The following is a 22531-nucleotide window of genomic DNA, read 5'->3' on the forward strand; positions in this document are numbered from 1 at the left end:
ACCGCATTATGGCACTGGCATCAAAATCGGTCGAAACGGCGTCTGCCGCTTCAAGCCGCCGAAGAGGACGCGGGAATTTAAACGTATGGCTGGGCCGGATTGTCGTCTTCATCGTATTTACGGGTCTTTGGGAGCTCTTATCGGGGCGTGCCTTCAATTCCTTTTGGCTCAGCAAACCTTCGCTGATCGTGAAGCGGATTTATGAAATGGCGTTAAACGGGGATTTATGGTTTCACATGAGCGTTACGCTGCAGGAATCGGTCGTAGGCTTACTGATCGGTATGGTTGGGGGGACGCTGCTGGGGATTCTGATCTCCTTCAGCGGCATTTTTCAAAAATGGATCTACCCGTACATTATGGCGCTTTACAGCCTGCCGAGAGTTTCGCTGGCTCCGCTGTTTATCGTCTGGTTCGGCATCGGCATGTCATCCAAAATCCTGATGGTGGTCGCCATGGTGATTTTCGTCGCTTTTTACAATGCGTATGAAGGGGTGCGAAACATTGACAAGGACCTGCTCGACATGATGAGCACCTTCAAAGCGAAATGGACTCACAAGCTGAGATGGGTTGTGCTTCCGTCCATTACGGTATGGATATTGACCAGTCTCAGGCTGAACATCGGCATGGCGCTGATCGGCTCCGTTATTGCCGAACTGGTGGGCTCCAACCGCGGTTTGGGTTATTACATAACCTATTCCTCCAACATGCTGGATACGACGGGCATTTTTACCGGACTGGTCTTGATCATGATCATCGCCGTAGTCCTGGAGCAAATCATTATTCAAATTGAGAAGAGATTGCTTAAATACCGCTAATCCGGTTGCAACTTCCGATGCGATTGCCCTAAAGGGTCAAAGCGCCGCGGAGCTTCAATATAAAACCAAGTATTCAAGGAGGGAACACACTGTGAAAACAACAAAAACTTTACTGGCGTTATTTCTCGTTCTGACGATGGCTTTGATGAGCGCTTGCGGCAGCAACGCGAATAATTCATCGGCTCCGGCCAATGACGCTCAATCCGGCAATAACGCTCCGGCTTCGGGGACGGATAACAGCAGCACAGGGAATACCGAAAATACCGGAGAACAGCCGCAGGAGGATGTGACCATCCGCATTGGCTTGGTTGGCGGCGGCATGACTCCGATTATCGCCCAAATCGGGATTAACGACGGGTCCTATGAAAAAGCGGGCATTCATATCAAAGAAGAAAGCTTTACCGCCGGTGCCGACATGGTTCAAGCCTTGGTCGGCGGCAGCCTTGATATCGCACTGGGCTCATACGAGCATGTGCTCAGACAGCAAAAAAACGGACTTGGCGTAAAAGCCTACGGCGAGATTTTCAACGGTGTCGGCTACGCGCTGGTCGTGAAAAAAGATTCCAAATTCCAGTCCCTCGCTGATTTAAAGGGAGCTACGCTTGCGGTAACCAAAGTAGGCAGCTTGTCCGATACGGGGCTTCGCGAAGGCCTGAAAGAAGCGAATATCGATGCGAATAAAGATGTGCAAATCATCAACGGCGGCAGCGGCGCAACGATGCTGGCGGCGATTGAAAGCGGCAAAGCGGCCGGTGGCATGGTATCCGAGCCGACGATATCGCAAATGATCGCGACGGGGAATTACCGGGTATTGTACGATCCTCCTTATGATTTTGCCGGTATTACCGTCATGGCGAAATCGGATTGGGTCGACAAGAATCAGGATGCCGTTCGCCGGTTCCTGCAAGTAAGCAGCGAGATCAATCAGCGGGCACAGCAGGATCCGGCTTCCGCCGTCACCGCGATGCTGAAGGAATTTGATAAAATTCCGGCGGATGTCATGGAAACAGCGGTGAAAAACCAGCTGGCCAAAGTGCCTGAGGGTCTTAAGGTAACGGAAGAAGGGGCGAAAAAGGTATCCGATGTCGAGATTGAGCAAGGCGTGATCGATAAAGAAATTCCTTTTGATCAAACGGTGGACTTATCTTTACTTCCATAAATGAAAGAAGGCGATTCTTACCATGGCGAAAGATTTAAGAAGCTATCTTGGACAATTGACGGAATACGATGCGCAAAGCTTACGCCTGGTTGACGCGGAAACGGATCCCCGTTTCGGAATTACCGCGTATGCATCGGCTTTGGCTGAAAAAGGGGATTATCCGGCGCTGCTGTTCAACAAGGTTCAGGGCTCGGAACTGGCCTGCGTTTCCAACCTGCTCACTTCCTACGAACGGGTGGCTTTGTATTTGGACTGCGAGGTTCAGGATATTCCCCGGGTATACGGCGAAAAGCTGCAAAAACCGATTGCTCCCGTAGTCGTTGACCGTTCGGCTGCCACAGTAAAGGAGAACGTGGTGGAGGAGGCGGACGTAGACCTGTTCAAGCTTCCGATCCCCGTTCACAACGAGCTTGACGGCGGGCGGTATTTATCTGCGGGCGTCATGATCATCCGCGATCCGGACAGCGGGCGGATCAATGCGGGCATTTACCGCCACCAGATTTTCAACGAACGCGAGATGGGCGTCTGGTTCCTTGGCGCTCATCATGGCGGACTTATTTACAAGAAGTACAAAAATCAGGGAAAACCCGCACCGATCGCCATCGCGCTCGGGCATCATCCCGGATTTTTGATGGGGGCTGTCTCCCGGGTGCAGGGCATCGGCGGCGAATACGAAGCCGCGGGCGCGCTCATGGGCGAAGCGCTGGAACTGGTTCAGGCCGAGACCTCGGATTTGCTTGTACCCGCGCAGGCGGAAATTATTCTGGAGGGCGAAATCCTGCCGGATACGGAGCAGGTTGAAGGACCCTTCGGCGAATGGCCGGGACACTATCTCGGTGGAGGTTCGGTACCGACGATTCGCATTACCCGGATCACGCACCGGAAAAACGCCATTTTCCAGGACATCGTCGCATCGGGCCGGGAGCATCTTGTCGTAGGCGGAGTGCCTCGTTCCGGAAGCATTTACCAGACGGTCAAAAAAATCGTGCCCGGCCTGAAAACCGTCAATGTCCCTTTTTACAGCCGGATGAACTGCTATATCTCGCTTCACAAAGAGAAAGATGCCGATGTGAAGAAGGCGGCCTTTGCCGCTTTGAATACCGAGCCTGAAAACCTGCGCCATATCGTCGTCGTGGACGATGATATCGACGTGTTCAAGGGGGAAGAAGTGGCTTGGGCCATCGGTACCCGCTTCGACGCGGAACGGGATTTGCTCGTAATTCCGAAGTGGAACGGGCCGGGCGGGCTGCTGCCGACGAACTGGGAGTATAATGCCGAAGGAAAAAACACGCCGAGAATGTCCAGCGCGGTGGTTGTGGATGCAACCAAACCGGCTCCGCCGGTCGTGTTCCCGAAACGGGCCGTCGTTCCAAGAGACAAAGTGGAGCTTGCCGATCTCGCGGCATTGCGGGAATTGAACGCGGACGAAAAAGCCAAGTGGCAGCTGTAATCTAAGCGTTGCGGCGCGTTATGGACATATAGCCTCAAACGTTACGGCAGACGGACCCTCACGGGCGAGTCTTTCGGAAGGTTTGAGGCTGGCTTGTTTCGGATTCAGGCTAGAGGGTACGGCAGCGGATTAACGTTTCATCGGATGTTGAGATGTGAGATGAAATCATCAGCTTATCAACGAAAGGCGGATCAAAGATGAGTGTTGTGGATTTGAATTGCGATATGGGCGAAAGTTTTGGCGCTTACAAGCTGGGAAGGGATGCCGAGGTTTTGAAACATGTCACCTCGGCGAATATCGCCTGCGGTTTTCATGGCGGGGATCCGGCAACGATGCGTCAGACGGTCAAACGGGCGCTGGAGCAAGGGGTGGCCGTTGGCGCTCATCCCGGATTGCAGGATTTGGTCGGCTTCGGACGGCGGGATATGGACATCTCTCCGCAGGAAGCGTATGACTTGACGGTTTACCAGATCGGGTCTCTTTGGGGATTCGTGCGGGCGCAAGGAGCCAAGCTGCAGCACGTCAAGGCGCACGGTTCCCTATACAATATGGCGGCTCGGAATGCCGGGCTGGCGGAAGCGATCGCCGAAGCCGTTTACGCCGTCGACCCGGAACTGATTTTATTCGGTCTTGCCGGCAGCGAACTGATCAAGGCCGGGAACAAGACCGGACTAAGGACGGCCAGCGAAGTATTCTCCGACCGGACGTATCAATCCGACGGTTCATTGACGCCGCGCAGGCAATCCGATGCCTTGATTACGGACGAAAGCAAGTCCGTAGCGCAGGTCATTCGGATGGTCGCGGAAGGCAAGGTATTGTCGCAGCAAAAAGCCGACGTTCTTATACAGGCCGATACGATCTGCGTTCACGGGGATGGCGTTCATGCCGTCGAGTTCGCGGGCAAAATCCGAAACGCCTTGACTGAGGCGGGAATCGTCGTCCAATCGGCGGGAAAAAGCTTTGAAGCGTCTTAATTCATAAAGGACGACCTTGAGAGGAGACAGCGGGATGGAATCATTGCATTTGCAGTGCGACGTAGTAGTGATCGGCTCCGGGGCGGCCGGAATGATGGCGGCCCGGGCTGCGGCCGATGCGGGAGCCAGTGTGATTTTGACGGATAAAAGCTTGATCGGCCGGGGAGGAGCGACCATACTGGCTCAAATGACGGTCGCCGTCGCATTGGGCGAAGCCGAGGAGGACAATACCGAAATTCATTTTGAGGATACGATGAAGGGCAGCCGTGGGCTGGCGGATCCGGCCATTGTCAGGGCCATTGTCGAAAAAGCGCCGGAGGTTATTCTGGAAGTGGAGCGCTACGGCGTGAAATGGGCTAGAACGGCGGAAGGCAAACGGTCGCAGACCTTTGCTCCTGGACATTCCAAGGCACGCTGCGTCTATGTCGATGTTTTGAATACCGGCGGCGCGACCTCGGCCGGGCTGCGGAAAGCGCTGTGGAAGGACGAAAAGGTTCGGCGCCTCAAAAACGTCATGATCACCAAAATCGTGGTGGATCAGGGGCGGGCGGTCGGAGTTACCGGATTCGAGATGGAACAATACCGTCCCGTTAGCATTTCCGCTGCATCCGTCATTTTGGCGACAGGGGGCCTGACCGAGGTATTCGAGCGAAACAGCGCCTCGGCCAATATGACCGGCGACGGTTTTGTTCTGGCCGCTGAAGCGGGAGCTGAAGTGCGGGATATGGAGATGGTGCAGTTTTTCCCGATCGGGCATCTGTATCCGCCTCTGGTCGGGATCGACCCGGTCATGTGGGATCCTTTCCGCTACAAGCTGGGCGGACGGCTGCTTAACGGCCTGGAAGAAGAATTTATGGATAAGTATAACGGCGAGGTTGCCGGTAAATATACCGCTGCCCGCGATCAAACCTCGCTGGCGATTTTCCGGGAAGTCGAGGCCGGCCGGGGTACGCCCCATGGCGGTGCGTATCTTGATTTCCGCATGGTGCCCGAGGATAAGCTGAAAGAAGCGTTTGGGCCGGTGATCCCGATCCTGCTGAATCAGGGCCTTGATTTGACCCGGGATTTGGTGGAAGTGGCGCCGATGGCGCATTTTATGCTGGGCGGCGTGCGCGTGGACGATGGGATGCGGACGCGCGTGCCCGGTCTGCTCGCCGCAGGCGAGCTGATCTACGGCATGCACGGCGCGAATCGTTTGTCCGGAAACGCGATAACCGAGGCGCTGGTCACCGGGCGTATTGCCGGGGAGACGGCGGCCCGGGAGCGGGGCGAGACGAACGAGGCCGCCGTTAGAAAAGCGTTTGAGAATGAGTTCGCTCGTCTTGAACGGTTTTGGCATCCGGTTCTGGTGAAGAAGGATACCGTATCGCTTCAAGCTTTTAAACGCAAGATTCAGCATGTGCTGTGGCAGGGCGCGGGACCGCTTAGAACGGAAAAGGGATTAACCGCGTCGCTTAAGGAAATACAGGTGTTGAAGGAAGAACTCGGGCAAATTTCTTTGGCCTTTTCCGATAAATTCGCCTTAACGCTGATCGAAAAATTGGAAGCGGCCTATCTGCTTAAGGTCGGAGAAGCGATTATTTTGGGAGCGCTGGAACGCAAAGAAACGCGGGGGGCGCATGTGCGCTTGGATTACGAGGAAACGCTTGGCCAGCCGGTAAGCTACGGCTACGCGCTGGATGAATCCGGCCGATGGATCGTGGACGCGATTCCAATGCCTGCCCACACTAACGAGTAGATAGCGGAGAAAGGAGACGGTAAGCATGTCATTAGTGACCTTAAACGTAGTTCGCGGCGATGCCGACAGCGGAGCATCCTGGGAGAAATTTGAAGTTCCCTATGTGGAAGGAATGAGTCTGCTGGACGCTGTGTTTTGGATCAGGGAACATAAGGACCCGTCCTTTTCGGTGCGGTATTCCTGCCGCTCGGCCAACGCATGCAAGGAATGCGCCGCCATCGTGGACGGCAAGGCGGGTTACCTATGCAGCATTCGCGCCGTACCGGGCAGCGAGGTTCGCGTTGAGCCGCTGAGCGGCCGGCCGTGGATCAAAGATTTGGCTTCCGCGCTGGAATAGCGGGGATGGCGCCGGTGATCGGAAGAACATTTCGCATGGCTGCGAAGATGCTGAGAACGTCTGAGAACGTCTGAGAACGTCAACGATCGTTTCACCTTCCATCTTCTAACGAATCGTAATGACGTTATTTTGGCAAAATCAAACGCTTGGGAAATGTAACGGACTCCACAGTCCTTATTTGACCCGAGACCGCGCATACGGTGCTGTTTTGGGGCGAATAAGGATTCCTGGGTCCGTTAGAACATGAAACACTGTCTTTAAAGGCAAATAAGAGCTCTACGGTTCGTTAGCCGAAAAAGGAAGACGATTCCTCGCTGATCAGTCCCGTCAAGACTGATTTCTAGGTTGAGCCAATAAAAGTGATGCTTATAAAACTAAGCGGATGCTTACGAAGCAATTTTATTCGAGGCTGATTCATCATAAGTGACGCTCATAAAATTAGACTCATGCTTACGAAGCGAATTTTATTGCGAAGTAAAATCATGGATGCTAAGCTCCATAAAATTTTAAGGAGGCGCTATTATGGCCTGGCTTCAGCCACGCGGCTTGTCCGAGGCGCTTGAGTTGCTTCAGGATCATAACCCCCGTATTGTTTGCGGGGGAACCGACTTGTTCGTAAACGGGCAAAGAAAACAATATGAAACGGCACGCACCGACTGGCTGGACGTCCGGCGCATACCCGAGCTGAAGAAAACCGTCCGTACCGAGGACGGCCTGGAGATCGGCGCAGCGGTGACGGCCGCGGAGATCTGGGGGAGCGATACATTCGGCATTGTTCCGGCTCTGCAGCAGGCCGCCCGAATCGTCGGCGGTTGGCAAATCCAGAACCGGGCTTCGCTGGGCGGCAATGTCGCTAACGCCTCCCCGGCGGCGGACATGGTCGTACCGCTGACCGCGTACCAAGCGGAAGTGAGGCTGGACGGAGCGGGCGGGAAAAGAAGCGTGCCGATCGGAGAATTCATCACCGGCCCGAAAACCAATGGACTGCACGAACGAGAAATCATAACGTCGCTGTTTATACCGGCGCGGATGCTGGAGCTGCCGCAGATTTTTCTTCGGCATGACCAGCGCGCCGCCACCGATATCTCCATTGTTTCCGTCGCGCTTGTGCTGCAGGGAAACCGGGAGCATATCGATTGGGCCACCGCGGCCGTCGGGGCGGCTTCTCCGAAGCCTTTCGTGCTGAATAAGGAAGAAGAGCGATTATGGAGCGGAACGCCAAGTCCGGATAAGCTGGAGCGGCTTGCCGGTCTGTATGCGAACCGCAGTGCCCCGATCTCGGACGTCCGGGCGAGCGCGAATTACCGGCGCGCCATGGCCGGGACTTACGTCAAACGGGCGGCTCAAGCTTTGCTTGCGCAATTGTAACGAAGGGGGATAACGGACCTATGACTGCGAAAAAACTGACGCTGGCCATGTCGGAGAGCGACCGGACGTTGAAGCTGCTTACCGGCTCGTGCGAGCTCTCCGGGTTTGAGCTTGAGATTCGCCAGGATACGATTGAGGACATTTTCCTGAAGCAGATTTCACAAGCGGAATACGATGTTTCCGAGCTTTCGCTGGCTTCCTATTTAATCGCCAAAGGTGGAGAGGACGCGCGCCTCACGGCAATTCCCGCTTTTCTGTCGCGTTCCTTCCGGCATAACGCGATTTATGTCCGTTCGGACAGTCCGTGGACGCATCCCGTGGAGCTGAAGGGAAAACGTTTTGGTTTCCCCGAATTCCAAATGACGGCGGCTGTATGGGTGCGGGGGATGTTCCGGCATGAATGGGGCATTGGAAGCGGAGACATCGAATGGTTTACTTTCCGCCCGGAACGCGTTCCGGTGGATATCCCCGCCACCCTGACCGAGGGCGATATTTTCGCGGCTCTGGCCGAGGGCAAAGTCGATGCGATCATGTCGGCTCGGCGGCCTCCGGCCAAGCTGTTCCCGGCTTCGGGCAAAGGCGGCGTTATCCGCCGGTTGATTCCCGATGTATGGAACGCGGAGCGGGAATATTTCGGACGAACGGGAATTTTCCCGATCATGCACCTGGTTTCAGTTAAGGCGGACACGGTTTCCCAACATCCCGAGCTGCCCAAACAGGTATACGAGACGCTGCTTGAACTCAAAAACGAAAGCATATCCGGACTGTTGGAAACGATCCGTAATTCGACATCCGATCCGTTTATTTGGGAATCCGCCGAACGTTCGGCGAGCCTGATGAACGGCGATCTTTGGCCGTACGGCGTGGCCAAGAACTGGCCGCAGATCAGCAAGTTCATCACGTATTTGCAGGAAGACGGGCTGCTGAAACGCGGCTTTTCGCCGGAAGAAGTCTTCCATTCGTCGGTACTGGACACATAAGCGTAGGAAGAGGTGCGTAACAAATGAATGGCGGACATCACGATCCGATTTCATTGACAATTAACGGACAAGAGGTCGTTTGGAAAGGTGACGGGGCCGTATCCTTGGCCGATGTCATCCGTGAGGGACAAGGCTTGACCGGCACCAAAATCGGCTGCCGGACCGGTGAATGCGGAGCCTGCACCGTGCTTCTGAACGGCCAGCCGGTGGTCTCCTGCCTGATTCCCGCCGCCTCCGTCCAAGGAGAACAGGTCGAAACGATTGAAGGACTGTCCCGGGACCCCGAATTCCAGGCCCTCGTACAGTCCATGCAGGACAACGGCGGGGTCCAATGCGGCTTCTGCACGCCGGGCGTCATGATTACGACCTGGGCGTGGATGCAAAATCCCGGATTGTTCGATGGAGATTTGGGGGCCGCGCTTAAAAATAATCTGTGCCGCTGCACCGGTTACCTGGGCATCATCCAGGCGGCCAAGCAGGTCCTGGAAACGAGAGGAGCCTTGCGATGAGCCTGAGCGAAACCGCCCAAAAGACGAAATCTCCGTTGGATCTGAAAACCAAGCTAGTCGGAGAAACGCGTTATTTGCATGATTTGAATTTTCCCGGTCAGCTGATCGGCGCCGTTTACCGCAGCCCTTACGCGCATGCCCGGATTACCCGGATCGGGGTGGATAAAGCGCGGGAAGTCGAGGGCGTCGTTGCCGTCATTACGGCGGCGGATTTGCCCCGGTTCCCTTACGGACCGACCAAATTCAAGGACTGGAATATCCTGGCCGGGGATCGGGCGCTGTTCATCGGGGACGAAATCGTGGCGGTCGCAGCCGAGAGCAAAGAAGCGGCGGACCAGGCGCTCGCCTTGATCGAGGTCGACTTCGAGCCGCTTCCCGGCGTATTCGACCCGGAGGAAGCCATGCTGCCGGACGCTCCGCTGCTTCATGAAGATGTGCCGTTCAACCGGCCGATGAAAGTTGCTGTTGCGCGAGGCGATACGGAAAGCGTCAAAAGCGAGGCCGCCGTCGTAAAAGGCGGGCGCTATCATTCGAACCGGATTTATCAAGGGCACTTGGAGCCGGTAGGAGCCATTGCCAGCTGGTCGGAGGAAGAGGGGATCACGATCTGGGCCCCGTCCCATATCCCATACCGGGCAAGGGAGACCTATGCGGCCGGCTTTGGCCTGCCTGAGGATAAAGTGCGCATTATCGTGCCGCCGATAGGGGGTTCCTTCGGCGCCAAATACGTGCTGAAGGTCCACGTCATCGCGGCGGCGCTGGCTATGGCGACCGGACGGCATGTCAAAATGATCCTGGACCGCTATGAAGACATGATTACGGCGCATCCCCGCGTTCCGCTGACGTTTGACATCGAGATCGGGGCGGACGCGGAAGGGCGTTTTTTGTATAAAGATTTGACGGTATACGCCGACGCCGGGGCCAGGGTCTATTGGAGCCCCAATGTCATCGCTACGGCCTGTACCCGGGCGGACAATATTTATCACTTCCGGAACGTGAAGTCAACCGGGTATTTGTGCTACACCAATAACAGCCCCACGACGTGCATGCGCGGCTTCGGGAATGCGGAGATGCTGTTTGCCGTCGAAAGCGTCATTGATGAAATCGCGCTGGAGCTTGGCATGGATCCGGCCGAACTGCGGCTGAAAAACATCGTCCATGCGGGCGATACTACGATTCACGGCTATCGCCTGGATACCTGCCAGCTCGAAGCCTGCATCGAAAAGGTGAAGGAACTGTCAGGATGGAGCCGGAGAAACGAACTTCCTCCTTTTCGCGGATTGGGACTTGCTGTGGCGAATCACGTGTCCGGGTTCCGCGCGATCGATCCCCGCTTCGATGGTTCGACAGCGGTGATCCGTTTGCAGCAGGACGGCCGCATCGAGGTAGAAACCGGAGAAATCGAGCTTGGCCAAGGCATGACACTCTCTTATGCACGAATCGCAAGCCGAGTGCTGGGCATTCCCGAGCAGGACATCACGGTCAAATCCGGAGATACCGGACGTTATCCGTTTGGGATCGGGACGCTGGCCTCCCGCAGCACCGTCATGGGCGGCAACGCCGTGCAAAAAGCGGCGGAGGCCCTGAAACGGGACATTGAGCGGCTGTCGGAGCAGGTGCTTGGCGAGGGAGCCGTCTTTAAAGACGGGATCGTCGTTCTGAAAGATCAACCCTATCCGCTTGGCGAGGTATCGGCCTGGTACCGCGCTCGTCACGCCGGAGAAGGGCTGATGGTCAAGGAAACCTATGTACCGGATACGGAACTGCCGGATGCGTCCTATTTCGGACACCCTTCGCCGAACTATCCATTTGCGGCGCATGTTGCGGAAGTGGAAGTCGATCCGGATACCGGAAGAACCAAAGTCGTGGGCTATTGGGCCGTGCATGACTCGGGAACGATCATTCACGAGACGATGGCCAAGGGGCAAGTGCTTGGAGCCGTAGCGCAGGGCATCGGGTGGGTAACGATGGAAGACTTTCAAGTCCGGGAAGGGAAGGTGCTTAACCCTTCCATGATGGATTACCGGATGCCGGGGGCCAAGGACATTCCGCCGATTGAGGTGTTTTTTATCCAGGAATCCGATCCCCATGGACCGCTTGGCGCCAAATCGCTGGGTGAGGTTGCGCTTGACCCCGTGCCCGGCGCCATCGCGAATGCGATCGCCCATGCAACGGGGCGGCGCGGCTATAACCTGCCGCTATCGGCGGAACGAGTCTGGAGATCGCTCCAACGTTCCGAATAAATCGCTTCGAAAAAACTGGAGATGACTCTGATATGGATGAAATCAGCCAAATTTTGCTCTCCGCCCAAGCGGCGGGGAAAGCCTGCGTCATCGCCGCCGTCATCGAGGTGGACGGTTCCGCGTACCGCCGGGAAGGCGCCCGCTGCGTCATCCATGAAGATGGCGAGGTTACGGGCATTTTAAGCGGCGGCTGCATCGAAGAGGATCTTCGCGAGCATGCCCGGGAAGTGCTTCGGACCGGCTCGCCGAGCAAGTTGTTTTACGATTTCCGTGTGGGCGAGGACGATGTGTGGGGGATCGGGCTGGGCTGCAACGGAGCGATCACTGTGTGGCTTGAAGCGTTCGATCCCGTGCGTGCTCCTTTGGAGGCGGGCCGGATTCTGGGCGATTTGCTTCAGCGTGCAAAGACAAGGGAAACGTACGAAGCGGTCACCATCATCGCTTCATCCGATCCGGCCGCGTATCCCCTCGGCACGCGCTGGGTTCGGCCAAGCGGCGCGGATACGGGCCTGCTCGGCGAAGGCCGTACCGCGGGCCGGCTGTACGAAACGCAAAATGACGTTAAGCTGGAGTTATTTGCGGAAGAAATTACGCCGTCTCCGGAATTGGTCATCATTGGCGTCGGGGAGGATGCGCGTTTGCTTAGCGGTATGGCCAAGATGCTGCAGTGGCGCGTCAGCATCGTGTATCACGCGACCGAAAGAGCCAGCAGAAGCCGTTTTGCGGACGCGGACGATCTCCTGATTATTCCCCGCCTGGGTTTTGAACAGGTGGACGTTAAAGGCAAATATGTCGTGGTGATGACGCATAATCTGGATTTGGACCGCGAGGCGGTGATGAAGCTGTTGACGAGCGATGTGGCCTATCTGGGGTTGGTTGGCTCCAAATACCGGCTGGAGCGGATTATGGAGTATATGGCTGCCGAAGGCAGGCCGCTTGGGGATGAGCTTCGGGAAAAGCTGTATTCTCCCGTTGGACTCGACATCGGCGCCGAAACTCCGCAGGAGATCGCCATGAGTATTTTGGCGGAAATGACGGCTTGCCGCAGCGGCAAATCCGGCGGTTCGCTGCGCAACCGCAAAGGGCTGCACGCTACGAGCCATAAAGCCGCGCCGAAGCTTGCGTCTGCCGATCCAGGGGTAAACTGTCATGTCTGATCATCGGGTCTGGGCGCTGGTTCTGGCCGCCGGAGCGTCGGCAAGAATGGGAGAACCAAAGCTGCTTCTCCCTGCGCCAAAAGGCAGCCTGCTAAAGCAAACGGTACACCAGGCTCTGGCAGCGGGAAATTGCCGGGTAGCGGTCATTGCCGCGCAGGAGGGACCGCTTGGCAAGGAACATCTCGCCGATCTGCCGGTGGAATGGCTGGAAACGGATCGTTCCCGGCTCGGATTGGGGGCGTCCCTGGCCGCCGGCGTGCAGCAGCTGGCTTCGCGGCACTCGCCGCAGGCGATTATGGTGCTGCTCGGGGATCAACCCGAGATTTCACCGGAAATGATTCGGAGAATCGCGGAAACCTTCGAAGAAGCAGGCGCGTGGATTGTGCAGGCGCGTTATGCCGATCGTCCGGCGCATCCCGTCTTGTTCGCGGAAGCTCTTTTTCCCGAGCTTCAGGCGCTTTCGGGAGATGTGGGTGCCAAGCAACTGCTTCTGGAGCATAAGAACCGCATCGTACATGTCGACAGCCCAAGCGGTGCGCCGACGGATATTGATACGCCCGAAGAATATCGGAATTATGCGGAGAAAATAAAAACAAACGATGCCGATTTCGCATGAGTCATGCGGGTCGGCATCGTTTGTTAATGGGGTAAATAAACTTAAGAGGATTGTTTTTGCAGCGAAGGAGACAGCCGGTCAAAATTCAGTAAATTCAGCTTAAACCCTTTGACGTGGTGGTCCCCATTGTGGGTATCGGTTTCAAAGGACCGCTCGAACCCCAGTTTCTCGTAAAGCTTAACGGCCGAGGTCATCATGTCGGAGGTGTGGAGGTGAAGTGCGGTTTCTCCCAAAGCCAGCGACCGTTTTCCCGCTTCCAGAATCAGCAGGGTCGCGATCCCTTTGCCGCGGGCGTGCGGCGAGACGGCCAGCAGCCGAAGGAAAGGAACATTAAAATCGAGGTCCGGGTTGCCGTAGGCTTCCGTCGACGTTCTGAACAGCTGGGCGCTGCCTACGATCCGGCCCCCCAGTTCAGCCACGATCCGGGCGAAAGGAGCGCCTTCGAATGCGGAAGCGTAGATGGAGTTCCTGTACTGCGTCCACAACTCCTGAGAAAGGCTGTTTTCATATTGTCCGTAGGCTTCCAGCATCACTTCCGCGATCTTTTCCCGTTCATGGTCAAGCGCATCCCGAATAGTAATTTTCTGAGTCGACATTCCGCAGCTTTCACTCCTTTTCCCTAAATTCAAATGGATTGAAACTAAGTATAATGCTAAAATCATATTATTCCTATAGAAATTATAAAATTTTATTGCCGAATAGAGAAAATCTATCCGAATTAACCGTTGACAATCGAGAAGGTCATTTCTAAGATAAATGATAATTTAAGCAAATTCGCCAACCGTAAAACCTAGTTTGCATATTGGAATAATAAATTAAAGAAGTGGGGTCATTCTTATGAACATCGAAAATATAGAAGCATTCGTGTACATCAACCATTACGGCAGCTTCAACAAAGCGGCGGATGTTTTGTTTCTCTCGCAGCCGACGGTCACCGCACGCATTCAATCGCTGGAGCGCGAGCTCGACTGCCGGCTGTTCGACAGACTCGGGAAACAGATTCATCTGACCAATCAGGGGAAGCTTTTTCTTCCTTATGCCAATCAAATCCTTCATTCCTTCCAAAAAGGGAAGCACCAGATCCATTCCAACGAATCGCTGCCCGGCGAGCTTCGGATCGGCAGTACGCTGTCCGTATCGAATTATTTAATGCCGAGGCTGCTCGTGGCGCTGAGCCGCAAGTATCCGGGCATGACCTTCAAGCTGACCACGGCATCCACGGATGAGCTCGCGAACAAGCTGATATCCAAAGAGATTGATATCGCCTTCGTTCGTAAGCTGATCAATCCGGCTTTCCAATCATACTCGTTTCTGGATGATCCGATTCGTCTTTACGTTTATAAAGGACACCCGCTTGCCGGTTCGGGATCGGTCTCCATTCGCGATATCAGGAGGGAGACGCTCATTTTCTTCGAATGCGGTTCACTGGACTGGATGCGGATCCACCGGGTATTTGAGAGTCTGGACTATCCTCCGAACATCGTTTTCCATGTCGACAATTCGGAGACGGCGAAGAAGCTGGTGCTTGGCCGCTCGGGAATCGCCTTTTTGCCGGGGGTCAGCGCCCGCCAGGAAACGGAGGAAGGAGAGTTGATTCCCGTGGACATCGCGGAGACGGCCGGGATCTCCCTGCAGACCAACCTCATTGCTTTAAATGGAGAACATACGGGTGTGGTTCAGTCGCTTTTGGAACTGGGCGGGCAACTCTAAGCGGACGCATCGGAAAAATGCATGAACGAATAGAAAAAGTCTATTAGACGTGTGACAAAAATCACGGTATCTTTATAACCAATAAAATCTTACTAAATCGATGGGTATTATCAGTGTATTGGACACGGTACCTGGAAGGGGGAGGCAGGTTATGAGAAAACCAGCAGCTATTTTGTTCACCATTTTGTTAACGGGGGTGATTGCGGCTTGCGGTTCGGACAAAAGTGCATCGGAGCCTACCGCAACCGCCGCCGGAGCTGACGAAAGCGAAACCGTCAAAAAAATCGTCGTTGGCACGGGCACCGCTTTTCCAAAGGTTTGCTTTATTGACGAAAACGGCAAGCTGACCGGCTTTGACGTGGAATTGGTCCGGGAAATCGATAAACGTTTGCCGCAATACGAATTTGAGCTGCAGACGCAGGAGTTCTCCAATCTGCTGCTCAGTCTGGAAACGAAAAAGATCGACTTCGTCGCTCACGAAATGGAAAAGAACCCGGAAAGAGAACAAAAATACCTCTTTAATAAAGAGCCTTATGCGCACTGGAGAAACAAGATCATTGTCGATAAAGACGACAACTCGATCCAATCGCTGGACGATTTGAAAGGCAAAAAGGTGCTCACCGGGGCCACCAGCGCCGAAGCCCAAATCCTGGAGAACTACAACAAGGAGCATGACAATGCCATTCAAATCGTGTACCAAAGCGGCGCGGCGAACGATACGGTAAGCCAGATTACGTCAGGACGCGTGGACGCCACGCTGGGAGCCGACTTCTCGCTTCCTCTGATCGATCCGACCGGAGAGCTTAAAACAACGGGTGACGATTTATCCGCCGCGGACATTTTGTTCGTATTCCGCAAGGATGATCCCGAAGAGCAAAAGCTGGCCGACACCATCGACGGCGTGATCAAGGAACTGAAAGCGGACGGGACCCTGGGCGAATTGAGCAAGGAGTGGCTGGGCTCCGACTTTACCGAGGATTCGGCCAAATAGAACGGACTCTTTGAAGTACAGCCCATTTTTCAAAACAAGGAGGGGATCGCCGTGGGAGCGCCGTTTGATTTCTCGTTTGTACTGGACTATTTTCCCAAGCTGCTAAGCACGCTGGGCATTACGCTGCTCATCGTAGCCGGGTCGCTGCTCTCGGGGATCGGCGTCGGATTTCTTGTCGCGCTTCCCCGTCTTTACCATATCCCCGTGCTTGGGACGCTTGCGAGAATCTATGTTTCTTTTTTTCGCGGAACTCCGATCCTGATTCAGCTCTTCCTGTTTTATTACGGCTTGCCGGAAATCCTGAAGCTGGTATCGATCGACGTATCGAAAGCTCCGGTGCTGGTTTTCGTGATTTTGACCTACGGGCTGAATACCGGAGCGTTTATGTCGGAGACGATCCGCGCCTCCGTAACGGCCGTGAACCGGGGGCAGGTGGAGGCCGCCTACAGCGTTGGAATGACGGGATATCAGGCGTTTACGCAGATTATTTTGCCGCAGGCGATGGCCATTGCCGTACCGGTGTTCTCCAATCTGGTGATTGCGCTGCTGAAGGATACTTCGCTCGCCTTTTCGCTTGGCGTAATGGAGATGACCGGCAAGGCCCAGACGCTAGGCACGCTGACCCAGCACTTCGTGGAAGCTTATATTTCGCTTGCGTTGATTTATTTGGCCGTGAGCTTCACGCTCGAAAAGCTGCTGCTTGCCGCAGAACGCCGGTTAAACCGGCATGAACAGGCAAGCGGAGCCGAAAAACGGAGCATTAAGCTGGAACGCGTTCGTTCATACCGGCAGCTCATTGCCGGGCTTGGCTCAGGAAAGGGAGGCGCAGAGCTGTGAAAATCGATCCTTCATTCATCTGGAAGGCGTTTCTGCAAATCCTTCCGGCGATTCCGACAACACTCGCGATTACGGCCGTTTCCGTGCTGGCCGGGTTTATCATCGGTCTTATCGTCGCGCTGTCCCGAATATACAAGGTGCCCGTATTTGGGCAAATCGCAACCTCCTACGTGACTTTTATCCGCGGAACGCCGATGTTGACGCACCTGCTGCTGATCTATTTCGGATTGCCGATGATCATTGACGCGGTATCCGGGCAATTTGATCTCGGATTCAAATCGTCGTCCATTCCGATGATCGGCTTTGCGTTTATTTCGTTTTCGATTACCGCGGGCGCCTATATGTCGGAGGTCATTCGCTCCGGGCTGCTCGCAGTGGACCGCGGACAGCTGGAGGCGGCATATTCGGTGGGCATGACGACGCCGCAGGCGCTGCGCCGGATCGTATTTCCTCAAGCTCTGGCGGTCAGCGTGCCGAACTTGTCCAACTCGGTCATCGGGATGCTGCACGGCTCCACGCTTGCGTTTACCGTCTCTGTGGTGGATATCAACGCCAAGGCACAAATCGTCGCCTCGACGAATTGGAAGTTTTTCGAAGCTTATGTCGCGGCGGCGCTGATCTTCTGGGGACTTACGCTGCTTATTGAACGGGCGACCGGCGTGATCGAGAAGCGTATCAATCTGTACAATCGGGGTGGGGTAGCATGATCCAACTGACCAATATCAGTAAATCCTTCGGCCGAAATCAGGTGCTGAAAAATATCGACCTTACCGTGAACAAGGGAGAGGTCGTCGTCATCCTAGGACCTAGCGGCTCCGGAAAAACGACGCTGCTGCGCTGCGTCAACGTCCTGGAAAAGCCCAGCGGCGGCGAGATCGATATCGGCGGATACCGCGTTAACTACCGGCATGCGGGGAAAAAGGAAATCCACGAACTGCGGCAAAAATCGGCGATGGTGTTCCAGCAGTACAACCTGTTCCGTCACAAAACGGCACTGGAAAATGTGATGGAGGGGCTGGTTGTCGTTAAAAAGCTGCCCAAAGAAGAAGCGCGGCAGCGCAGCGTCGCCCTCCTGGAGAAGGTAGGGCTTGGCGCCAAGCTGGACGCTTATCCAAGCCAGTTGTCCGGCGGTCAGCAGCAGCGGGTGGGCATCGCCAGGGCGTTGGCGCTGGAGCCGGAGGTGATTTTATTCGACGAACCGACGTCGGCGCTGGATCCCGAACTGGTCGGCGAGGTACTGGAGGTCATCCGCAAAATCGCCGCGGAGGGCATTACGATGATCGTGGTGACGCATGAAATGGGCTTTGCCCGGGACGTGGCGAGCCGCGTCGTCTTTATGGACGGGGGCGTCATTGTAGAAGAGGGAACCCCGAATGAGCTGTTCCAGCATCCAAAAGAAGAGCGGACGCGTCAGTTTTTGAAGCGGATTACGCCGGAATTCAATTACAGCATTTAAATCGAGAAGGAGGATGAAACCCATGGCGATTACGATCAGCATTTTGGACCAAAGCCCGATTTATCCCGGAGAGACCGCGGAGGAGGCCCTCGCACATACGGTGGAGCTGGCGCAAAAGTCGGAGGAACTCGGCTTTCGCAGATTCTGGGTCTCGGAGCATCACGATTCCGACCATGTGGCCGGTTCTTCGCCGGAAGTGCTGATCTCGTTCCTGCTGGCCAAAACGAATACGATCCGGATCGGCTCGGGAGGCATTATGCTGCAGCATTACAGTCCATTTAAAGTGGCGGAAAATTTCCATGTGCTGGCTTCGCTGGCCCCCGAAAGGGTGGACCTTGGCGTCGGACGCGCGCCGGGCGGGCTGCCGCGCAGCACCCAAGCGCTGCAAAGAGGAGGTCCCGATCCGGCTTCCTTAACGGACAAAATCGTAGAGCTGCGACAATTTTTACGAAATGAGCTGGAAGAAGAGCATCCGCTGAAAGGTCTTAGAGCGACGCCGGTGCCTTCGGCGGCTCCGGAGCTTTACGTGCTTGGCGCGAGCGCGGCCAGCGCGGAAATCGCCGCCGGAATGGGCCTGCCGTATGTGTTTTCCTTATTCATCAACGGAGATGAAGAGGAAGCCTTGGCTGCGGTACGGGCATATCGAGGGGCTTTCGTGCCCGCCGGAGGATCGAAACCACAGATTATTGTGGCGCTGGCCGTCGTCGTGGCGGATTCGGAAGAGGAGGCCAAAGAGCTGGCTGTCGGCTATAAGCTGGTGAAAATCCGCCTGGCTAGCGGAAAGACGCTAACCGTCGCCACGCAGGAGCAGGCCGAAGAGTTCACGCGGCAGGCGAAGGAGCCGTATACGATTTCCGAGCAGGAGCCTTCCATCGTAAGAGGCACCAAGGAAACGGTGCGGGCCAAGCTGCTGCAGCTACAGGAGGCTTACGGCGTGGACGAATTTATCTTTACCAGCAACATCAACCCGTTCGCCAAACGGCTTCGTTCCTTTGAACTGCTGAGCGAAGCCTTGGCCGAGGTACCTGCCGCCAAGGCGCGATTTGCGTGAATCTATATAAGTCAGAAAATAGCGGCACATTAGGGTCTTATTAGCCGAATTCCAGCGTGTTCCTCGTTAATAGGGGAATTTTTAGACCTTATTTTTGGGCAAACGCTGTAAAAAGCGGCCATTTCCCGGCGCTTCGAGAAAATAGCGCCTTCCATGTCCTCTATTTTACGCAAAGGGGTATCGCCCCAATAGCGGCATTTTTTCCCCTTATATATTTTTGTGAGTTTTTCAACAGGCTAGGGATGGTTTCAGCTTCAGGAAGGAGGCAACAGGATGTCAACTCCATCAGTAGAGACATCGGCCGGATTAAATGATATCGATTTTGAACGATTTATCGGATTCCGCCGCCATCTGCACCAGTACCCGGAGCTGTCGGGGGAGGAATTCGAGACGACGCGTTATATCCGCGCCCGATTGGAGGAGGCGGGCGTGCGGATTCGGTCGGCCGATTTTCCGCTGCAGACCGGCCTTATCGCCGAGGTTGGCGGCATTCAGGAAGGGCCGGTGATCGCCCTGCGCGCCGACATCGACGCGCTTCCGGTGCAGGAGGAAACCGGACTGCCCTACGCTTCGCTGGTTCCCGGCAAAATGCATGCCTGCGGGCATGATTTTCATACCGCGGCTCTGCTTGGGACGGCATTTGAGCTGAAACGGAGGGAGCGGGAGCTGAAAGGGACCGTTCGTTTGATCTTCCAGCCGGCCGAGGAAAAAGCGAAGGGAGCCCAGCAGGTCCTGGACAGCGGCGCGCTGACGGGCGTGTCGGCCATTTTCGGGATGCACAATAAACCGGACTTGCCCGTTGGCACGATCGGTATTAAGAGCGGCCCGCTTATGGCCGCGGCCGACGGGTTTGTCGTCGAGGTCGACGGCAAAGGCTCGCACGCGGCCGTGCCCGAAGCCGGGCTCGACCCGATTGTGGCGGCGTCCCACATCGTCACGGCGCTGCAATCGATCGTGAGCCGAAATGTCGGCTCGCTGGAGAGCGCGGTCGTCAGTGTGACGAAGTTTCACGGCGGCACCGCATGGAATGTCGTTCCCGACAAGGCGGTGCTGGAGGGAACGATCCGCACTTTTGACGAGAACGTACGGGTTCGCGTTCTCGAGCGGTTTGCCCAGGTGGCGGAGCATACCGCCGCCGCTTTTGGCACGGCGGCGCACGTGCGCTGGATCGCCGGACCTCCGCCGGTCGATAACGACGAGGCGCTAGCCCGGCTCGGCGAAGAAACGGCTGCCGCCGCGGGGTACCGGGCGGTGACGCCGGTTCCGTCTCCGGCAGGCGAGGATTTTGCCGTGTACCAGCGGCAGCTGCCGGGTCTGTTCGTGTTCATGGGCACCTCCGGGACCCGGGAATGGCATCACCCGGCCTTTGATCTGGATGAAGCGGCGTTACCGGTCAGTATCCGTTTCTTTACCCTGCTGGCCGAGCGGGCGCTGGAACGTCTGTCCGCCGCCGATGGAGCGGCCTCTTCCAGAGGAGGTGAGCCGCTATAGCCGCGGATCACAGTTTTGACGTTATTGTCGTCGGTGCCGGCTCCATGGGAATGAGCGCCGGGTATTATCTGGCGAGACAGGGGGTTCGCACCCTGCTTTTGGACGCATTTAACCCTCCCCACCGGGAGGGCAGCCATCATGGCGAAACCCGCTTGATCCGGCATGCGTACTCCGGGCATCCGACTTATATCGACCTCGCACTGCGGGCGCATGAGCTGTGGAATAAGGTGGAGGAGCTCACGGGGGAGGAACTGCTTGTTCCTTCCGGCGTGTTGAATCTATCGGACCCGGAGCAGTATTCGTTTGCGCCGAGGGTGGAGGAAGCAAGACAACGCCATGCGGCCGCTGAACTGCTCGGCGCGAATGACATCCGCAGGCGCTGGCCGGGCGTTGCCATACCGGACCGGTATGAGGCGATGTATGAACCGGAAGCGGGGTACCTGTACAGCGAACGCGGCGTCGCCGCTTACCGGCAGCTTGCCTTGTCCCACGGGGCCAAACTGCTCGCTCATACTCCGGCGGAGAGTATTGAGGCGGATCTAGACGGCGTCACGGTTCGTACCAGGCGCGGCAGCTTCCGCGCCCAAACGGCGATCGTAAGCGCGGGAGCCTGGTTTCCTTCTTTCTCGGCGTTTCTGCCGATCCCGGTCACTCCGGTGCGCAAGGTTGTCGCCTGGTTTGAGGCGGACGCCGCCTTTCGGGCCGGACGTTTTCCCGGCTTCACCTTGAACACGCCGGAAGGCGGATATTACGGCTTTCCGGATATCGGCGGCGCGGGTCTGAAGATCGGCCGCCACGACGGCGGTGAAGCTTGGCTGCCCGGAGAACTTCTCGCTCCATTCGGCAGCTTCGAAGCGGACGAAGGCGATCTGCGCCGCGTTTTGGAGGAATATCTTCCGGGGGCGGCCGGAAAGCTCTTGAAAGGAGCCGTCTGCAAATACGAACATTCTCCCGATGAGGATTTCATCATTGACCGTCATCCGCTGTATAACCGGCTGATTGTCGCCGGAGGTTTCTCCGGTCATGGCTTTAAATTCGCCAGCGTGGTGGGCGAAATTCTGGCGGACCTTGTGATCCGCGGTACAACCCGGCATAACATCGCCCCATTTGCGCTATCGCGTTTTGACGGGGGTTGGAAGCGGACCATTAACGCATGAAGGAGGAACATCTGAATGAGTGAGGCGCGGATTGCCGCATTTTTGGAAACGTATGATCGACTGGAAGCAGCGGTCGAAGGGCTGGACGAAGCGCGGCTGAAGTGGAAGAAAGCTCCGGAGGTTTGGAGCGTAACCGAGGTGCTTTCGCATCTGGCCGACCACAGCATTGTCGTCTCGTTCCGGATTCGCGATATTTTGGCCGGAACGACGGCGCGGCTGCCCGCCTTCAATCAGGATGCCTGGGTCAGCGGGCAATACAGCAATGAAGAGAACGCTCTGGATATTCTGGACGCTTTTTATGGACTGCTGCAATACAACAGCCGTTTGTTCCTGCGCTTAAGCGAGGCGGATTGGGAGAAAACCGGCGTCAATGCTAAAGGTGAAACGGTCAGCATCGGGGAAATCGTCAAGCTGTTCACGCAGCATGTCGAGACGCATCTTAAGCAAATCGAGCGGATCAAACACGAACACGCCGCTGCGGCGGTATAAATC

The 22531-nt window shown here is 56.0% G+C and carries 22 protein-coding genes; 21 read left to right on the forward strand and 1 reads right to left on the reverse strand.

Annotation, left to right across the window (positions count from 1 at the left end):
- The first annotated feature begins 8 nt into the window (after positions 1 to 8).
- The 12 genes from ACI48K_RS09110 (at position 9) to ACI48K_RS09165 (ending at position 13346) form a co-directional block, all read left to right on the forward strand.
- A complete protein-coding gene (locus tag ACI48K_RS09110) occupies positions 9 to 815 on the forward strand; it encodes an ABC transporter permease (RefSeq protein ID WP_475027264.1) in 807 nt (268 codons plus the stop codon).
- A gap of 91 nt (positions 816 to 906) precedes the next feature.
- Positions 907 to 1974 carry an ABC transporter substrate-binding protein gene (locus ACI48K_RS09115; protein WP_475027265.1) on the forward strand — a complete coding sequence of 356 codons (1068 nt, stop codon included), beginning with the start codon at positions 907 to 909 and terminating at the stop codon, positions 1972 to 1974.
- Positions 1975 to 1996: 22 nt separating this feature from the next.
- Positions 1997 to 3424, forward strand: a complete 1428-nt coding sequence (locus ACI48K_RS09120; RefSeq protein WP_475027266.1) for a UbiD family decarboxylase — start codon at positions 1997 to 1999, stop codon at positions 3422 to 3424.
- Positions 3425 to 3621: 197 nt separating this feature from the next.
- Positions 3622 to 4398, forward strand: coding sequence for a LamB/YcsF family protein (locus ACI48K_RS09125; protein WP_475027267.1), 777 nt, complete (start codon positions 3622 to 3624; stop codon positions 4396 to 4398).
- Positions 4399 to 4432: 34 nt separating this feature from the next.
- Positions 4433 to 6136 (forward strand): FAD-binding protein, encoded by a 1704-nt coding sequence (locus ACI48K_RS09130; protein WP_475027268.1) that lies wholly within the window; start codon positions 4433 to 4435, stop codon positions 6134 to 6136.
- A gap of 25 nt (positions 6137 to 6161) precedes the next feature.
- Positions 6162 to 6473, forward strand: coding sequence for a 2Fe-2S iron-sulfur cluster-binding protein (locus ACI48K_RS09135; RefSeq protein WP_475027269.1), 312 nt, complete (start codon positions 6162 to 6164; stop codon positions 6471 to 6473).
- 522 nt (positions 6474 to 6995) lie between these two features.
- Entirely contained in the window at positions 6996 to 7841 is an 846-nt protein-coding gene (locus ACI48K_RS09140) for an FAD binding domain-containing protein (RefSeq protein ID WP_475027270.1), read from the forward strand.
- A gap of 20 nt (positions 7842 to 7861) precedes the next feature.
- Positions 7862 to 8821 carry a type 2 periplasmic-binding domain-containing protein gene (locus ACI48K_RS09145; protein WP_475027271.1) on the forward strand — a complete coding sequence of 320 codons (960 nt, stop codon included), beginning with the start codon at positions 7862 to 7864 and terminating at the stop codon, positions 8819 to 8821.
- A gap of 23 nt (positions 8822 to 8844) precedes the next feature.
- Positions 8845 to 9330, forward strand: a complete 486-nt coding sequence (locus ACI48K_RS09150) for a (2Fe-2S)-binding protein (protein ID WP_475027272.1) — start codon at positions 8845 to 8847, stop codon at positions 9328 to 9330.
- The gene (locus tag ACI48K_RS09155; protein ID WP_475027273.1) at positions 9327 to 11573 is read left to right on the forward strand and encodes a xanthine dehydrogenase family protein molybdopterin-binding subunit; all 2247 of its coding nucleotides are present in this window, start codon (positions 9327 to 9329) and stop codon (positions 11571 to 11573) included. Before ACI48K_RS09150 ends, ACI48K_RS09155 begins: the two co-directional genes overlap by 4 nt.
- Positions 11574 to 11605: 32 nt before the next feature.
- The gene (locus tag ACI48K_RS09160; protein ID WP_475027274.1) at positions 11606 to 12730 is read left to right on the forward strand and encodes an XdhC family protein; all 1125 of its coding nucleotides are present in this window, start codon (positions 11606 to 11608) and stop codon (positions 12728 to 12730) included.
- Positions 12723 to 13346, forward strand: a complete 624-nt coding sequence (locus tag ACI48K_RS09165) for a nucleotidyltransferase family protein (RefSeq protein ID WP_475027275.1) — start codon at positions 12723 to 12725, stop codon at positions 13344 to 13346. The genes ACI48K_RS09160 and ACI48K_RS09165 overlap by 8 nt, the downstream gene beginning before the upstream one ends.
- A gap of 41 nt (positions 13347 to 13387) precedes the next feature.
- Here the strand turns inward: ACI48K_RS09165 and ACI48K_RS09170 are convergent, their stop codons facing one another.
- Positions 13388 to 13942 (reverse strand): GNAT family N-acetyltransferase, encoded by a 555-nt coding sequence (locus ACI48K_RS09170; protein ID WP_475027276.1) that lies wholly within the window; start codon positions 13940 to 13942, stop codon positions 13388 to 13390.
- A 241-nt stretch (positions 13943 to 14183) separates the two neighbouring features.
- Between ACI48K_RS09170 and ACI48K_RS09175 the strand changes: the two genes are divergently transcribed.
- The 9 genes from ACI48K_RS09175 (at position 14184) to ACI48K_RS09215 (ending at position 22528) form a co-directional block, all read left to right on the forward strand.
- Complete coding sequence (locus ACI48K_RS09175; RefSeq protein WP_475027277.1) at positions 14184 to 15056, forward strand: LysR substrate-binding domain-containing protein; 873 nt, start codon at positions 14184 to 14186, stop codon at positions 15054 to 15056.
- Positions 15057 to 15207: 151 nt separating this feature from the next.
- Entirely contained in the window at positions 15208 to 16047 is an 840-nt protein-coding gene (locus ACI48K_RS09180; RefSeq protein WP_475027278.1) for a transporter substrate-binding domain-containing protein, read from the forward strand.
- Between the two features lie 51 nt (positions 16048 to 16098).
- Complete coding sequence (locus tag ACI48K_RS09185) at positions 16099 to 16884, forward strand: amino acid ABC transporter permease (RefSeq protein WP_475027279.1); 786 nt, start codon at positions 16099 to 16101, stop codon at positions 16882 to 16884.
- Positions 16881 to 17591 (forward strand): amino acid ABC transporter permease, encoded by a 711-nt coding sequence (locus tag ACI48K_RS09190; protein ID WP_475027280.1) that lies wholly within the window; start codon positions 16881 to 16883, stop codon positions 17589 to 17591. The genes ACI48K_RS09185 and ACI48K_RS09190 overlap by 4 nt, the downstream gene beginning before the upstream one ends.
- Positions 17588 to 18340 (forward strand): amino acid ABC transporter ATP-binding protein, encoded by a 753-nt coding sequence (locus ACI48K_RS09195; RefSeq protein WP_475027281.1) that lies wholly within the window; start codon positions 17588 to 17590, stop codon positions 18338 to 18340. Before ACI48K_RS09190 ends, ACI48K_RS09195 begins: the two co-directional genes overlap by 4 nt.
- Positions 18341 to 18362: 22 nt before the next feature.
- On the forward strand, positions 18363 to 19391 hold the full coding sequence (locus tag ACI48K_RS09200) for an LLM class flavin-dependent oxidoreductase (protein ID WP_475027282.1): 1029 nt from the start codon (positions 18363 to 18365) through the stop codon (positions 19389 to 19391).
- Between the two features lie 273 nt (positions 19392 to 19664).
- Positions 19665 to 20882 (forward strand): amidohydrolase, encoded by a 1218-nt coding sequence (locus tag ACI48K_RS09205; RefSeq protein ID WP_475027283.1) that lies wholly within the window; start codon positions 19665 to 19667, stop codon positions 20880 to 20882.
- Entirely contained in the window at positions 20879 to 22039 is a 1161-nt protein-coding gene (gene solA, locus ACI48K_RS09210; RefSeq protein ID WP_475027319.1) for an N-methyl-L-tryptophan oxidase, read from the forward strand. The genes ACI48K_RS09205 and solA overlap by 4 nt, the downstream gene beginning before the upstream one ends.
- A 15-nt stretch (positions 22040 to 22054) precedes the next feature.
- Positions 22055 to 22528: a DinB family protein gene (locus ACI48K_RS09215; RefSeq protein WP_475027284.1), complete on the forward strand. Its 474-nt coding sequence runs from the start codon at positions 22055 to 22057 to the stop codon at positions 22526 to 22528.
- Positions 22529 to 22531: the final 3 nt, after the last annotated feature.

Source organism: Paenibacillus terrisolis (genome assembly GCF_056171975.1).

Bases quoted from the DNA above. Each gene is read 5' to 3' on its own strand.
- ACI48K_RS09110 (WP_475027264.1), top strand. From the start codon at position 9: ATGGCACTGGCATCAAAATCGGTCGAAACGGCGTCTGCCGCTTCAAGC.
- ACI48K_RS09120 (WP_475027266.1), top strand. From the start codon at position 1,997: ATGGCGAAAGATTTAAGAAGCTATCTTGGACAATTGACGGAATACGAT.
- ACI48K_RS09125 (WP_475027267.1), top strand. From the start codon at position 3,622: ATGAGTGTTGTGGATTTGAATTGCGATATGGGCGAAAGTTTTGGCGCT.
- ACI48K_RS09130 (WP_475027268.1), top strand. From the start codon at position 4,433: ATGGAATCATTGCATTTGCAGTGCGACGTAGTAGTGATCGGCTCCGGG.
- ACI48K_RS09135 (WP_475027269.1), top strand. From the start codon at position 6,162: ATGTCATTAGTGACCTTAAACGTAGTTCGCGGCGATGCCGACAGCGGA.
- ACI48K_RS09140 (WP_475027270.1), top strand. From the start codon at position 6,996: ATGGCCTGGCTTCAGCCACGCGGCTTGTCCGAGGCGCTTGAGTTGCTT.
- ACI48K_RS09145 (WP_475027271.1), top strand. From the start codon at position 7,862: ATGACTGCGAAAAAACTGACGCTGGCCATGTCGGAGAGCGACCGGACG.
- ACI48K_RS09150 (WP_475027272.1), top strand. From the start codon at position 8,845: ATGAATGGCGGACATCACGATCCGATTTCATTGACAATTAACGGACAA.
- ACI48K_RS09155 (WP_475027273.1), top strand. From the start codon at position 9,327: ATGAGCCTGAGCGAAACCGCCCAAAAGACGAAATCTCCGTTGGATCTG.
- ACI48K_RS09160 (WP_475027274.1), top strand. From the start codon at position 11,606: ATGGATGAAATCAGCCAAATTTTGCTCTCCGCCCAAGCGGCGGGGAAA.
- ACI48K_RS09165 (WP_475027275.1), top strand. From the start codon at position 12,723: ATGTCTGATCATCGGGTCTGGGCGCTGGTTCTGGCCGCCGGAGCGTCG.
- ACI48K_RS09170 (WP_475027276.1), bottom strand. From the start codon at position 13,942: ATGTCGACTCAGAAAATTACTATTCGGGATGCGCTTGACCATGAACGG.
- ACI48K_RS09175 (WP_475027277.1), top strand. From the start codon at position 14,184: ATGAACATCGAAAATATAGAAGCATTCGTGTACATCAACCATTACGGC.
- ACI48K_RS09180 (WP_475027278.1), top strand. From the start codon at position 15,208: ATGAGAAAACCAGCAGCTATTTTGTTCACCATTTTGTTAACGGGGGTG.
- ACI48K_RS09195 (WP_475027281.1), top strand. From the start codon at position 17,588: ATGATCCAACTGACCAATATCAGTAAATCCTTCGGCCGAAATCAGGTG.
- ACI48K_RS09200 (WP_475027282.1), top strand. From the start codon at position 18,363: ATGGCGATTACGATCAGCATTTTGGACCAAAGCCCGATTTATCCCGGA.
- ACI48K_RS09205 (WP_475027283.1), top strand. From the start codon at position 19,665: ATGTCAACTCCATCAGTAGAGACATCGGCCGGATTAAATGATATCGAT.
- ACI48K_RS09215 (WP_475027284.1), top strand. From the start codon at position 22,055: ATGAGTGAGGCGCGGATTGCCGCATTTTTGGAAACGTATGATCGACTG.